Source organism: Lonepinella koalarum (assembly GCF_004565475.1).
GTDB lineage: Bacteria > Pseudomonadota > Gammaproteobacteria > Enterobacterales > Pasteurellaceae > Lonepinella > Lonepinella koalarum.
Window position 1 is genome coordinate 259,835 of record NZ_SRHX01000002.1, and the last position, 14,907, is coordinate 274,741.

General features: G+C 40.0%; 13 protein-coding genes. All 13 read left to right on the forward strand.

Annotated features, from left to right (window positions below; genetic code table 11):
* The 13 genes from murE to lpxC all read left to right on the forward strand — a co-directional run bounded on the left by murE (window position 1) and on the right by lpxC (window position 14,836).
* The gene (murE, locus tag E0709_RS03925) at window positions 1–1,476 is read left to right on the forward strand and encodes a UDP-N-acetylmuramoyl-L-alanyl-D-glutamate--2,6-diaminopimelate ligase (protein WP_132301362.1); all 1,476 of its coding nucleotides are present in this window, start codon (window positions 1–3) and stop codon (window positions 1,474–1,476) included.
* On the forward strand, window positions 1,469–1,645 hold the full coding sequence (locus E0709_RS12280) for a hypothetical protein (RefSeq protein WP_165867208.1): 177 nt from the start codon (window positions 1,469–1,471) through the stop codon (window positions 1,643–1,645). The genes murE and E0709_RS12280 overlap by 8 nt, the downstream gene beginning before the upstream one ends.
* Before the next feature lie 318 nt (window positions 1,646–1,963).
* Window positions 1,964–3,370 (forward strand): UDP-N-acetylmuramoyl-tripeptide--D-alanyl-D-alanine ligase, encoded by a 1,407-nt coding sequence (gene murF / locus E0709_RS03930; protein WP_132301360.1) that lies wholly within the window; start codon window positions 1,964–1,966, stop codon window positions 3,368–3,370.
* 6 nt (window positions 3,371–3,376) lie between these two features.
* The gene (gene mraY, locus E0709_RS03935; protein ID WP_132301358.1) at window positions 3,377–4,459 is read left to right on the forward strand and encodes a phospho-N-acetylmuramoyl-pentapeptide-transferase; all 1,083 of its coding nucleotides are present in this window, start codon (window positions 3,377–3,379) and stop codon (window positions 4,457–4,459) included.
* 18 nt (window positions 4,460–4,477) lie between these two features.
* Window positions 4,478–5,791: a UDP-N-acetylmuramoyl-L-alanine--D-glutamate ligase gene (murD, locus tag E0709_RS03940; RefSeq protein ID WP_132301356.1), complete on the forward strand. Its 1,314-nt coding sequence runs from the start codon at window positions 4,478–4,480 to the stop codon at window positions 5,789–5,791.
* 8 nt (window positions 5,792–5,799) lie between these two features.
* Window positions 5,800–6,990: a putative lipid II flippase FtsW gene (gene ftsW, locus E0709_RS03945; protein ID WP_132301354.1), complete on the forward strand. Its 1,191-nt coding sequence runs from the start codon at window positions 5,800–5,802 to the stop codon at window positions 6,988–6,990.
* Between the two features lie 20 nt (window positions 6,991–7,010).
* Window positions 7,011–8,099 (forward strand): undecaprenyldiphospho-muramoylpentapeptide beta-N-acetylglucosaminyltransferase, encoded by a 1,089-nt coding sequence (gene murG, locus E0709_RS03950; protein ID WP_267463703.1) that lies wholly within the window; start codon window positions 7,011–7,013, stop codon window positions 8,097–8,099.
* Window positions 8,100–8,117: 18 nt separating this feature from the next.
* Window positions 8,118–9,560 (forward strand): UDP-N-acetylmuramate--L-alanine ligase, encoded by a 1,443-nt coding sequence (murC, locus tag E0709_RS03955; protein WP_132301352.1) that lies wholly within the window; start codon window positions 8,118–8,120, stop codon window positions 9,558–9,560.
* 27 nt (window positions 9,561–9,587) lie between these two features.
* Window positions 9,588–10,511 carry a D-alanine--D-alanine ligase gene (locus E0709_RS03960; RefSeq protein WP_132301350.1) on the forward strand — a complete coding sequence of 308 codons (924 nt, stop codon included), beginning with the start codon at window positions 9,588–9,590 and terminating at the stop codon, window positions 10,509–10,511.
* Complete coding sequence (locus E0709_RS03965; RefSeq protein ID WP_132301348.1) at window positions 10,511–11,284, forward strand: cell division protein FtsQ/DivIB; 774 nt, start codon at window positions 10,511–10,513, stop codon at window positions 11,282–11,284. The genes E0709_RS03960 and E0709_RS03965 overlap by 1 nt, the downstream gene beginning before the upstream one ends.
* 17 nt (window positions 11,285–11,301) lie before the next feature.
* Window positions 11,302–12,594, forward strand: a complete 1,293-nt coding sequence (ftsA, locus tag E0709_RS03970) for a cell division protein FtsA (protein WP_132301346.1) — start codon at window positions 11,302–11,304, stop codon at window positions 12,592–12,594.
* 87 nt (window positions 12,595–12,681) lie between these two features.
* Complete coding sequence (gene ftsZ / locus E0709_RS03975) at window positions 12,682–13,878, forward strand: cell division protein FtsZ (RefSeq protein WP_132301344.1); 1,197 nt, start codon at window positions 12,682–12,684, stop codon at window positions 13,876–13,878.
* Between the two features lie 40 nt (window positions 13,879–13,918).
* On the forward strand, window positions 13,919–14,836 hold the full coding sequence (gene lpxC, locus E0709_RS03980) for a UDP-3-O-acyl-N-acetylglucosamine deacetylase (protein ID WP_132301342.1): 918 nt from the start codon (window positions 13,919–13,921) through the stop codon (window positions 14,834–14,836).
* Window positions 14,837–14,907: the final 71 nt, after the last annotated feature.

Genomic DNA, 14,907 nt, shown 5'->3' on the forward strand with positions numbered 1-14,907 from the left:
ATGAAAAAATTGACCGCACTTTTGGGGAATTGTTTATTATCTGGTGAAATTTTAGACATTTTAGTGGAAGATATGACCCTAGACAGTCGTTCTGTAAAGAGCGGCTGTCTTTTCGTTGCGATAAAAGGGCATACTGTTGATGGTCGTCGTTTTATTCCACAAGCCATTGAAAACGGAGCCGTTGCTGTATTGGCAGATGCCGACCACTTAAACGAACATTTAACCGTTCGTTTTGAAAATAATGTCTCTATTATTGCGTATTTTGATTTATCCGCTCATCTTTCTGAAATTGCTGATATTTTCTACGATAGTCCATCGCAAGAATTAACTTTAGTTGGGGTAACAGGCACCAATGGTAAAACCACTATTGCTCAATTATTGGCTCAATGGACGCAAATTTTAGGGCATAACCCAGCAGTGATGGGAACCATTGGTAATGGGTTATTAGGTCAGGTTAAACCAGCCGAAAATACCACAGGTTCAGCTCTAGAAGTACAATCATCTTTAGCCAATTTTGTGGCTCAAGGGGCGGATTTTGCCGCGATTGAAGTATCTTCCCATGGATTAGTGCAAAAACGAATTGAGGCTTTGCATTTTGCGGTAGCGATTTTTACTAATTTAAGCCGTGATCATTTGGATTATCATGGTAGCATGCAAGAATATGCCAATGCCAAAAAACGCTTATTTACTGAATTAGTCACGCAACAACAAGTGATTAATGCCGATGATCAGATTGGTGCAGGTTGGTTAAAAGCATTGCCAAACGCAGTGGCAGTGAGTTGTCAAGCTGATTTCCAGCCAATGCAAAAAAATTGGTTAAAATGCACCGCAGTTTCTTTTAATAACAAAGGGGCGAGCATTGAATTTTGTTCTAGTTGGGGCAATGGTAAATTAGAAAGCCATTTAATTGGGGCATTTAATGTGAGCAATTTATTGCTGGTATTAGCTACTTTATTATCCTTAGGTTACTGCCTTACGGATTTGGTTAAAACCGTTTCACAATTAACGGGAGTGTGTGGTCGCATGGAAATGTTGCATACGCCACATAAACCAACAGCAATTGTGGACTATGCTCATACCCCAGATGCCTTAGAAAAAGCACTACAAGCAGCACGTATTCATTGTAACGGTAAATTGTGGTGTATTTTTGGTTGTGGTGGCGACAGAGATAATGGTAAACGTCCACTGATGGCAAAAATAGCAGAACAGTTTGCAGATGTAGTAATTGCCACTGATGATAATCCACGCACGGAAGAGCCAACAAAAATTATGGCAGATATTGTGGCAGGATTTGAACACGCCAATGCTGTGCAAATTATCCATGACCGTGAGCAAGCAATTAAAACTGCCATACAAAGTGCGGTGGAAAATGATGTGATTTTGATTGCGGGTAAGGGGCATGAAGATTATCAGATTATTCGGAAAGTAAAACATCATTTTTCGGATCAGGAAGTGGTAAGGAAATATATTGATTAATTTAAATCGGGTTTCGCCCGATGGGCGACCATACTTTCTTTTACTCGCTACGCTCGCACTTCGTGCCGTTGGCAAAGCCAACGTTCAAAATTCTACGAATTTTGTGCTTGTGCAAAAGAAAGTAGGCAAAGAAAAGCACACCCCGACTTCACCGCTTATCTTTGCTTAGTTGAAATTTTTTTCACGGTAAAATCGCAACTCGCTACGCTCAGACAAGGCGATTTTGCCTAAAAATTTCAAGTCGCAAAGGCGGTTTAGACGGGGACCCATGTTTGCCGCCTGAAAATGCTTTAATTTGTAGGAAAATGGCGTCTGTCTGAGCGTAGCGAGTTCAGCCATTTTCTGTTAAGCAAATTAAAGCATTTTCAGGAAACAAGGCAAAGTTGGGGTGTGTTTCTTTTGTTACTTTTCTTTGCACAAGCAAAGAAAAGTAAAGAACGTGGCGAAACCCGATCTCAAAAATCACAATTTGAAATTAAAAACCAAAATGATAAAACTAACAACAAAAAAAATCGCTGAAATTTTAAACGGCAAACTCATCGGAAATGCTGAAACGCAAATTGAAAACATCAGCACCGATACCCGCCAACAAACGCAAAACGGCTTATTCTTTGCCTTAAAAGGTGAACGTTTTGATGCTCATTATTATCTTGAACAAGCCATGGCACAAGGCAATGTCGCCGTTATTGTTGATCATGAATGTACTGTCAACATACCACAAATTATAGTCCCTGATACCCGTTTAGCCTTAGGACAATTAGCACAATGGCTTAAAGCCAAATTAAATCCATTAACCGTGGCAATGACAGGATCTTCGGGCAAAACCACGGTGAAAGAGATGACAGCTTCTATTTTAGCTCAAACTGCCAGCCGAATGACAACGGAAAGTGCGGTGGAAAAAAATCAAGTTTTATTTACCCATGGCAATTTTAATAATGATATTGGCGTGCCTTTAACTTTATTACGTTTAACCGAGAAACATCAATTTGCGGTGATTGAGCTTGGAGCGAATCATCAAGGCGAAATTGATTATACAACGCATTTGGTGAAACCAAATGTAGCATTGATCAATAATATCGCACCAGCTCATTTAGAGGGATTTGGTTCTATTGAGGGGGTGGCTCAAGCCAAAGGCGAGATTTTTCGTGGTTTGAGTGAAAAGGGGGTCGCTATTGTGAATTTAGATTGTCATTATTTAGATATGTGGAAAAAAGAAATTGGGACACATAAATTACAATCTTTTTCCGCTCATAATAAGCAAGCGGATTTTTATGCTAGCAATGTCAAGGCAACAGAAACGGGTTCGATCTTTATTTTACATAGTCCACAGGGTGAAATTGAGATTAATTTACCCTATTTAGGCGAACATAATGTAGCCAATGCGTTAGCAGCGACAGCCTTGGCGGTAAATGTCGGAGCCACATTACAAGAGGTAAAATTAGGACTTGAGCAACCATCTTTGGTGAAAGGACGTTTATTTCCGATTCAGCCTTGTGAAAACCTTTTATTGTTAGACGATACTTATAATGCCAATGTGGGATCATTAAAGTCTGCCATTGATGTTTTGCAAAAATATGCTGCATTTCGCATTTTTGTTGTTGGAGATATGGCAGAATTAGGCGAAAATACACAACTTTGTCATCAGCAAATTGCCGATTATACGGCACAAGCACAATTAGAATGTGTGGTTAGCTTTGGTTTGCATAGTGCGGTGATTTCGCATCAATCCGCAGGTCAGCATTTTACTGATAAAGCAGTGATGGCAAATTATTTAACACCAATAATTAAACAAAAATTAGCAAATAATCAACCTGTTGTGTTATTAGCAAAAGGATCACGCAGTCAAAAAATGGAAGACGTGATCGATATTTTAACAGAAAATTTCAAAGGGTAATATTTCATGTTAGTTTGGCTTGCATCTTATTTACAGCAATATTTTAGCGATTTTCACGTTATTTCTTATCTTACCGTTCGCTCAATTTTTGCGTTATTAACGGCGTTGTTGTTGTCTTTATGGATTGGACCGAAAATGATCCGTCGTTTACAAATCTTTAAATTCGGGCAAGAAGTCCGTAATGATGGACCTGAAAGTCATTTCCAAAAACGTGGCACGCCAACCATGGGCGGTATTATGATTTTATTCACGATTACCGTGAGTACCTTGTTGTGGGGCGATTTATCTAATCCGTATATTTGGTTCAGTTTATTCGTATTACTCGGTTATGGTGCAGTTGGTTTTGTGGATGATTATCGTAAAATTAAATATAAAAATAGCGATGGTTTAATTGCTCGTTGGAAGTATTTCTGGTTATCTGCTATTGCCTTAATTGCGGTCGTGGGAATGTATTTAATCGGTAAAGATACGGATGCTACTCGTTTAGTGGTACCATTTTTCAAAAATATTATGCCACAATTGGGTGTGTTCTATATTATTTTGGCTTATTTCGTGATTGTAGGAACCAGTAATGCGGTGAATTTAACCGATGGTTTAGATGGTTTAGCGATCATGCCAACCGTGTTTGTGGCAGGAGCATTTGCATTAATTGCATGGGCGACAGGGAATATTGAATGGTCAAAATATTTGTATATTCCCTATGTAAAATACAGTGCTGAACTGGTGATTTTCTGTACTGCTATTGTGGGGGCTGGTTTAGGTTTCCTTTGGTTTAACACTTACCCTGCTCAGGTATTTATGGGGGATGTGGGTTCTCTTGCATTAGGCGGTGCATTAGGCGTGATTGCAGTGTTAGTGCGTCAAGAATTTTTATTAGTGATTATGGGTGGTGTATTTGTGATGGAAACCATTTCGGTGATTTTACAAGTGGGTTCCTATAAATTACGCAAAAAACGGATTTTCCGTATGGCACCGATTCATCATCACTACGAACTTAAAGGTTGGCCCGAACCCCGTGTGATTATCCGCTTTTGGATTATTTCGTTGATGTTGGTATTGATGGGCTTAGTGACCTTGAAGCTACGTTAGATAAAAAAGGATTATGCTATGACAGATTATAAAAATAAAAACGTCACCGTGATCGGCTTAGGTAAAACGGGTCTATCCTGCGTAGATTTTTTAGTCAGAAAACAAGCTCAAGTACGTGTGATCGATACGCGTGCTAACCCTACAGGTGCGGAACAATTAGGGGCGGATATTCCGTTACATAAGGGCGGATTAAATCAACAATGGTTATTAGACAGTGATTTAATTGTGATTAGTCCAGGATTAGCGGTAAAAACCCCTGAAATTCAGACCGCACTTTCTGCTGGGGTCGAAGTGGTGGGAGATATTGAATTATTCTGCCGTGAAGCCAAGAAACCGATTATTGCGATTACCGGTTCAAACGGTAAAAGCACGGTGACGACACTGGTAGCAGAAATGGCAAAAGCTGATGGTTTGCGAGTAGGTATGGGAGGCAATATTGGGATTCCGGCGTTATCGTTGTTAGATGATGATTATGATCTTTATGTATTGGAACTTTCCAGTTTCCAATTAGAAACCACTTACAGCCTAAAAGCGGCGGCAGCGACCGTGTTAAATGTCACCGAAGATCACATGAACCGTTATGTGGATTTAGAAGATTATCGCCAAGCAAAATTGAAGATTTATGTGAATGCCGAAACGGCGGTGATAAATGGTGAAGATTTGTTGTCTAAAGAAGACGGTAAGCAAAGTGCGAAACAACAAGTCAGTTTTGCGGAACATAATGCAGATTATTGGTTAAAAACCGAAAACGGTAAACAATATTTAATGGCGGGTGATGAAGTGATTTTACCTTGTGATGACGTGAAAATCAGCGGTCGTCATAATTATATGAATGCCTTGGCATCCATTGCTTTGGCGCGTGCGGTAGGCGTAAAAAATCAGGGAATTTGCACCGCACTTCGTACTTTCACTGGACTCGATCACCGTTTCCAATTAGCCCATTTTGCCCATGGTGTGCGTTGGATTAATGATAGCAAAGCGACCAATGTCGGTAGTACGGTGGCGGCGTTAACGGGATTACATTTAAAGGGTAAATTGCATTTATTATTAGGTGGTGACGGCAAAGGGGCGGATTTTAGCGAGTTAGAAAAGCTGATTAATAAGCCTGAAATTTTATGTTATTGCTTTGGTCAAGACGGTGCCGAATTAGCCAAATTATCGGTGCAAAGTCAATTATTTGATACCATGGAACAAGCTATTCAAGCCTTGCGTCCATTGTTAAAGTCAGGTGATATGGTGTTATTATCACCCGCTTGTGCGAGCCTAGATCAATTTAGTTCCTTTGAACAACGGGGTGAACAATTTACCCGTCTAGCACAGTCAGTTGAATAGGATATGTCATGGGGTTTTGGAGTAATTTAAAAGAGAGTTATCAACGCTGGACAACCATTACGCCAAGTAATGTACTGTATGACCGCACACTGTTGTGGTTATTTGTGATCTTGCTGTTTATTGGTTTTATTATGGTTACATCAGCATCTATTCCAGTGGGTACTCGTAATGAATTAGATCCTTTTTATTATGCTAAACGTGATGCCATGAATGTGGTATTGTCTTTTATTGTCTGTTATTTTTTCTTAAAAATTCCGATGGATAAATGGGAAAAATACTATATGTGGGTTTTCTTTATTTCCATTATTTTATTGGTGGCGGTGGCGATTCCCGGTATTGGTAAATCAGTCAATGGAGCTAGACGTTGGCTGCCTTTTCCTTTATTTAGTTTCCAGCCTGCGGAATTTGCTAAGTTAGCTTTAATTTGTTTTTTAGCCAGCTATTTTACTCGCCGTTACGATGAAGTGCGTAGTCGTAAACTCAGTGCGGTAAAACCTTTCCTTGTAGTGGGGGTAATGGGGGCGTTTTTATTATTACAACCCGATTTAGGTAGTACGGTGGTATTATTCGTGATTACCTTTGGATTGTTGTTTATTGTCGGGGCGCATTTTTTACAATTCGTGTTATTAATGGGCTTAGGGGTCGTATTATTTGTGTGGTTAGTATTAACTTCCGCCTATCGTTTAAAACGTTTAACGGGGTTTATGGATCCTTTCCAAGACCCTTACGGTACAGGGTTTCAGCTGTCTAACTCATTAATGGCATTTGGACGGGGTGAATTTTTTGGTGAGGGCTTAGGCAATTCTATTCAAAAATTAGAATATTTACCCGAAGCACATACTGACTTTGTGATGGCGGTAATGGGCGAAGAATTTGGCTTTTTAGGCATATTGTTAATGGTTTTCCTATTAGCTGCTTTGGTTTTCCGAGCCATGAAAATTGGTAAAGAGTCTTTATTATTAGAACAACGTTTTAAAGGCTTTTTTGCGTTTGGCATTAGCTTTTGGATTTTCTTCCAAGGTTTTGTGAATTTAGGTATGGCGTTAGGCTTATTACCGACCAAAGGGTTAACCTTTCCGTTAGTCAGTTATGGTGGTTCGAGTGTGATTATTATGTCCATTAGTATTGCCATTTTATTACGGATTGATCATGAAAATAGGCTTATGCGTGGTGGTCATGCGAGATTACGAGATGATTAAAAATTTCGGGGATAAATTAGGTGCAACAGAATAGAGAAAAAAAACGATTATTAGTGATGGCAGGTGGCACTGGCGGTCATGTTTTTCCAGCCATTGCAGTAGCACAATATTTACAGCAACAAGGTTGGCAAATTTGCTGGTTAGGCACCGCTGACCGTATGGAAGCCCAACTTGTCCCTAAACATGGTATTTCAATTAAATTTATTCAAATTTCTGGCTTGCGTGGTAAAGGTATCGCAGCGTTATTGAAAGCACCTTTTTCGATCACCAAAGCGATATTGCAAGCTCGTAAAATTATCCAACAGTATCAACCCCATGCGGTGTTAGGTATGGGCGGTTATGTGTCGGGTCCAGGTGGTATTGCGGCTAAACTTTGTGGTGTGCCAGTGATTTTACATGAACAAAATGCCGTGGCAGGACTCACCAATAAATGGTTAGCTAAAATTGCCAGAGCGGTATTGCAAGCCTTTCCAACCGCTTTTCCTGATGCCGAAGTGGTGGGTAATCCAGTACGTGCGGATTTGTTTCAAATGGCAAGTCCAGAACAACGTTTTACGCAACGTTTAGCCCATAATAATGGTAAATTAAGAATCCTTGTGGTGGGGGGAAGCCAAGGGGCGAGAGTGTTAAATCAAACCATTCCGCAAGTGGTGGCTCGGTTAGCTGATAAATTGGATGTTCGTCATCAAGTTGGGGCAGGTTCGGTAGAAAATGTTACTGCACTTTATCCAGAAAATGTGCGAAGTGCGGTGAAAATTAGTGAATTTATTGATAATATGGCAGAAGCCTACGCTTGGGCGGATTTAGTGATTTGTCGTTCGGGTGCGTTGACAGTATGTGAATTAGCCGCAGTGGGAACGCCAGCGATTTTTGTGCCGTTCCAACATAAGGATCGTCAACAATATTTAAATGCGAAATATTTGGCAGATGCAAAGGCTGCTTATATCGTTGAGCAAGCAGATTTGAATGTGGATGTTTTGGTGAAGTTAATCAATGAATTAGATTTAAATAAATTACAGCAAATGGCAATTAATGCAAAATCCATGGCAACGCCGTTGTCTGCTCAACGTGTAGCAGAAGTGATTATACAAAACGCGAATGAAAAATAAGGAAGTGAGTTAATAAAAATGACGCAATCACAAGAAGCAATTAGACAAGCAAAAATTAGACAATCCGTGCCAAGTATGCGACGAGTAAAACAAATTCATTTTGTTGGTATTGGTGGTGCCGGTATGGGCGGTATTGCGGAAGTATTGTTAAATGAGGGCTATGCTGTCACAGGATCCGATATTGCAGAAAGTGCGGTGACAAATCGCTTAATTTCTTTAGGGGCAAAAATTTATTTTTCTCATCAAGCAGAAAATGTGCAAGATGCCAGCGTGGTGGTAGTTTCCAGTGCGATTAAGTCAGATAATGTGGAAGTGGTGGCTGCCCATGAAAAACGGATTCCAGTGATTCAACGGGCGCAAATGTTAGCTGAAATTATGCGTTTCCGTCATGGTATTGCGATTGCAGGAACGCACGGAAAAACCACTACAACGGCGATGATTTCGATGATTTATACGCAAGCAGGTTTAGATCCGACCTTTGTTAATGGAGGATTAGTGAAATCTGCTGGTACCAATGCCTATTTAGGGGCAAGCCGTTATTTAATTGCCGAGGCAGATGAAAGTGATGCTTCATTTTTACATTTACAACCTATGGTATCGGTGGTGACAAATATTGAACCAGACCACATGGAAACCTATCATGGTGATTTTGAAGAAATGAAACGGACGTATGTGAATTTCTTACACAATTTACCGTTCTATGGTTTAGCCGTGATGTGTGCGGACGATGCTGTGCTAATGGAATTAGTCCCGCAAGTGGGTCGCCAAGTGATGACTTATGGTTTTAGTGAAAAAGCGGATTATCGTATTGAAAATTATGAGCAAACGGGTTTTCAAGGACATTATGATGTGATTACCCCAACGGGTGAGCGAATTAATGTGCTATTAAATGTACCGGGTAAACACAATGCATTAAATGCCACTGCCGCTTTAGTGGTTGCCAAAGAAGAAAGTATTAACAATGATGCGATTTTAGCCGCCCTTGCCGATTTTCAAGGGGCTGGTCGTCGTTTCGATCAACTGGGTGAGTTTATTCGTCCGAATGGTAAAGTGATGTTGATAGATGATTATGGTCATCATCCTACTGAAGTCGGCGTGACCATTCAAGCGGCTCGTTCAGGCTGGCAAAATAAACGGGTCGTGATGATTTTCCAACCGCACCGCTATTCTCGTACGCGGGATTTATTTGATGATTTTGTGCAGGTATTGTCGCAAGTAGATGTATTAGTCTTACTTGATGTGTACGCCGCAGGAGAACAACCGATTGCTGGAGCAGATAGCCGTTCGTTAGCGCGTTCTATTCGTAATTTGGGTAAAGTTGACCCGATTTTTGTGGCGGATCATAGTCAGTTACCTGAAATTATGGATCAAATCCTACAAGATGGTGATTTAATTTTGGCACAAGGGGCGGGCAATGTGAGTAAACTTTCTCGCAATCTTGTGGAATTGTGGACGAAATAAGCAGAATAAAAGTAAAGAGATAATTCAATGAAACCATTAAAACAACAAAAAATCGCCGTATTATTAGGTGGCACATCAGCAGAACGTGAAGTTTCCTTAAATTCAGGGGCTGCTGTACTGCAAGCGTTACGCTCACAAGGCTATGATGCTCACCCACTCGATCCAAAAGAAATTAGCGTAGCTGAATTAAGCGAACAAGGCTTTGATCGTGCCTTTAATATTTTGCACGGACGGGGTGGCGAAGACGGTGTGATTCAAGGTGTATTGGAACAAATTGGTTTGCCATATACGGGTTGTGGCGTCATGACATCTGCATTAACCATGGATAAAATGCGAACTAAAATGTTATGGAAAGGCTTTGGTTTACCGATTGCTGATATGGAAATTGTCACTAAAAACACCGCACTTTCACTCGATCCACAAGCGGTGGTAGCGCGCTTAGGCTTGCCATTAATGGTAAAACCTTCACGTGAAGGCTCCAGCGTTGGGTTGACTAAAGTCAAAGCGGCAGAAGATTTAAAAGCCGCAGTAGAGTTAGCCCTACAACATGATGATACGGTATTAATTGAAGAATGGTTGTCTGGTGATGAATTAACCGTGCCAGTCTTAGGTGATGAAGTGTTGCCAGCGGTACAAATTGTCCCCGAGGGGGAATTTTATGATTATGAGGCGAAATATATTTCCGATAATACACAATATATTTGTCCGATGCCATTAAGTGATGAACGTTGGCAAGAGTTGCGTAGTTTGGTGAAACGTGCTTATGACGTGGTTGGCTGTCGTGGTTGGAGCCGGATTGATGTGATGACCGATAGCAAAGGGAATTTCCGTTTAGTAGAAGTGAATACCACACCAGGGATGACGAGCCATAGTTTATTTCCAAAATCAGCTAAAACGGTGGGTTATTCTTTTGCGCAGTTAGTAGAAAAAATCTTGGAGTTAAGTGTTTAATGTCCGTGATTAAACGTAAATCGAAGCAGAAAACAGCCAAAATGCCAGAGTTTGATCTGAAAAGTTTAATTCAGATCAAACCATTGCTTTTGCTATTGTGCTTAGGTTTGCTATATTATACTTATACCAACTGGCAAGCATGGTTAGAGAAATTGGATGACAAACCGATTAGTGCTTTTGCGTTGTTAGGTTCGCCACAATATACAACCTATTCAGATGTACGCGATCAAATTTTACAAATGGGTGAATTAAAAGGTTTTTTCGGGCAAGATGTGAATGCGGTGCGAGACCAAATTCAGAGTATGCCTTGGATAAAAGGAGCGCTAGTTCGTAAAATTTGGCCTGATCGGTTAAGTATTTTAGTTATAGAATATACGCCAGTAGCTTATTGGAATGAGAATGAATTTGTTGCCAGTGATGGTACCGTGTTTAGCTTACCCTTTGATAAACTAAAAAATACTGATATGCCACGGTTATTTGGCTTAGATTACCAAAGTAAGGAAGTACTAGAAGCGTGGTATAAAATTTATAAAGACTTAAAAGCAAAAAATTTAAGCCTAAAAACCTTAGCAGTAAACGAACGAGGTTCTTGGGAGATTATGTTAGATAACGACATTACCTTAAAATTAGGACGTGGTGAGTGGAAAAGCAAAATTGATCGTTTTGTGACGATTTATCCACAAATTGAAGTGCCGGAAAATAAAAAAATTAATTATGTTGATCTAAGATATAAAGTGGGTGCGGCAGTGAATTTCACTGATATTATTAAATAAATAGCGAAGTGATGAATATGGCAAAAATTGTAGAATCAAAAACCATTGTAGGATTAGAAGTCGGCACATCAAAAGTGGTGGCGGTGGTAGGCGAGATATTACCTGATGGCGTAGTGAATGTGCTGGGTTATGGCAGTTGTCCATCTAAAGGCATTGATAAAGGTAGCATTACAGATTTATCTGCGGTGGTGAAATCTATTCAACGAGCCATTGAAAGTGCGGAAGCAGTCGCAGATTGTCAAATTATATCCGTCACCCTTGCAATTACTGGAAAACATATTCAAAGCCTAAATGATAGCGGTCTTGAACCCATTGCCAACAACGAAGTGACGCAAGATGAAATAGATGCCGCCATGCACACTGCGAGTTCGGTTAAATTGCCCGAAGGCTTGTCTTTATTACACGTTATTCCACAAGAATATGCCGTCGATCAGCAACAAAATATTAAGAATCCATTAGGTTTACAAGGCATGCGTTTAAAAGCACAGGCGCATTTAATTGGTTGTCATCAAGCTTGGTTAAGTAATCTACAAAAAGCGGTAGAGCAGTGTGGTTTAAAAGTAGATAAAGTCGTCTTTTCTGGCTTGGCATCAAGTTATTCGGTGTTAACTGAAGATGAGAAAGATTTAGGCGTTTGCTTGGTGGATTTTGGGGCAGGTTCCATGGATATTATGGTATATACCAATGGAGCATTACGTTACAGCAAGGTGATCCCTTATGGGGGGAATGATATTACTGATTTTGTGGCTCAGAGTTTAACCACATCTCGTCATGAAGCCGAAAATATTAAAATTAACTACGGAAGTGCGGTGAATCCTAGCCAAGATTTAATTGAACATTTTGCCAAGAAAAAGGTCGAAGTAGCAGGACTTGGCGGAACGACTGCACGTACCTTTAGCAAAGCGCAAATTGTAGATGTGACATCAAAATGTTATGCTGATTTGTTGTTTGTGGTAAAAAATGAGTTAGATAATTTACGCCAAGAGCTAATTAAGAAAGATATTAAAGCGGATTTAATTGCAGGTGTTGTGTTAACTGGTGGTGGGGCAAATATGGAAGATATTGCAAAATGTGCCACGGAAATTTTTGGCTTTCATGTTCGTGTTGGTCATCCATTGAATATCACAGGATTAACGGATTATGTGAATAAACCACAATATGCGACTGTACTCGGTTTGTTACAATATAGTCATCATAATGATGAAGAAAATACTCGATTAATAGAAAGTTTTACATCCGAAGGCAGTTTTTTAGGCTCAATTTGGGGTGGAATGAAAGAAATTTTGAAGAAAGTTGGCTCTGAGTTTTGATAATTTTGCATTTTTCATCTACAATAGGAAGAATTTTAGAATAATTTATGTGCTAGGCTCTTTTGGTAGCACCCACGGAGAATATAAATGTTTGACCCGGTACAATATGATTTTGATGATGAAGTCGGTCGCACGCTGATTAAAGTAGTTGGTGTTGGTGGCGGTGGAGGTAATGCCGTCAACCATATGGTAGATAGTTTACTGAATAATGGTGGCTCACTTGTGGGAGAAGATTCTCTTGCGAGTGATGAACATGGTGAGATTATCTTCTATGCAGTAAATACGGATGCGCAGGCTTTACGCAAAAGTAAGGTTCAGCAAACAGTACAAATCGGTGCAGAAACCACTCGTGGTTTAGGGGCTGGCGCGAATCCAAATGTAGGGCGTAAAGCTGCCGAAGACGATCAAGAAGCGATTCGAGCGATGCTTGAGGGCGCGGATATGGTGTTTATTGCAGCAGGTATGGGAGGTGGTACCGGTACTGGTGCTGCGCCTATTGTTGCACAAGTCGCAAAAGAGTTAGGCATTCTTACCGTTGCGGTGGTGACTAAACCATTTTCTTTTGAAGGTAAAAAACGCATGGCGTTTGCGGAATTGGGTATTAAAGAGCTATCCAAGCATGTGGATTCTTTAATTAGTATTCCGAATGAAAAATTATTAAAGGTATTAGGTAAAAATACTACTTTAGTTCAAGCATTTTCTACGGTAAATGATATTCTTCGTAATGCTGTGACGGGTATTTCTGATATGATTACTGCACCGGGATTAATTAACGTTGACTTTGCTGATGTGCGTACTGTTATGTCAGAAATGGGACGTGCTATGATGGGTTCTGGTATCGCCAAAGGTGCATCAAGTGATGGACGTGCTGAAAAAGCTGCTCAAGATGCTGTGGCCAGTCCATTGTTAGAAGATGTTGATTTATCTGGTGCTAAAGGGGTATTAGTTAATATTACCGCTGGTTTAGATTTGGGTTTAGATGAATTTTATGCGGTAGGTGATATTATTCGTTCTTTCGCTTCGGATGAGGCAACCGTAGTGGTGGGTACCAGCTTAGTACCAGAAATGTCAGATGAAATTCGTGTGACCATTGTTGCTACGGGGATTGGTGATGTGGAAGAGCCTGTGGCGGCAGTCACACAAACAGTTGGTCAGGTAAGACAACCGTCTGGATTACCAGAGCAACAAACTTCAACATATCAAAAGCCACTTGAAACAACACGACCAACACCATTAAATAATGATGTGTTTAAGCCTGCTTTTTTACGTGGTAATAATAGCTAAAATAAAATGTTAATCATTTTGTAAAAAGTTGAGAAAAAATATGATTAAACAAAGAACATTAAAACAAAGCATTAAAGTGACCGGTGTGGGATTGCACAGCGGTAATAAAGTGACTTTGCATTTACGCCCAGCTGCAGTGAATACAGGGGTGATTTATTGTCGTACCGATCTTAATCCGCCCGTCAGTTTCTCTGCAGAGGCAAAAGCTGTACGTGATACCATGCTTTGTACTTGTTTAGTGAATGATCAAGGTGTGCGTATTTCTACCGTTGAACATCTTAATGCCGCGTTAGCAGGCTTAGGCATTGATAATGTAATTATTGAAGTAGATGCGCCGGAAATTCCGATTATGGATGGTAGTGCTAGCCCGTTTATTTATTTATTGCTTGATGCGGGCATTGAAGAACAAGATGCGGCGAAAAAATTTATTCGTGTGAAGAAAACTGTACGAGTAGAAGACGGTGATAAATGGGCAGAAATTAAGCCTTATAGCGGTTTCCGTTTAAATTTCACGATTGATTTTAATCATCCAGCGATTCCTAAAAAATTAAGCCATTACAAATTGGATTTTTCTGCACAAAATTTTGTACAACAAATTAGCCGTGCAAGAACCTTTGCGTTTATGAAAGATATTGAATATCTCCAGTCACAAGGATTGGCTTTAGGTGGTAGTTTGGATAATGCTATCGTATTAGATAATTACCGTGTGCTCAACGAAGATGGACTACGTTTTAAAGATGAATTAGTTCGCCATAAAATGTTGGATTCTATCGGTGATTTATATATGTGTGGTTACAACCTTATTGGTGAGTTTAGTGCATATAAATCTGGTCACGGCTTAAATAACAAATTGTTACGAGCCTTATTAGATAATCAAGAAGCATGGGAATTCGTCACCTTTGGAGATAAACAAGCTGTACCAAAAGGTTATGTAATAACACAGCAAGTGTTAATTTAATAAAATTTATCAAAAAGCTATACTTTTCTGAGTGTGGCTTTTTTTGTCTTTATCATTCCATCTAGAAGGAC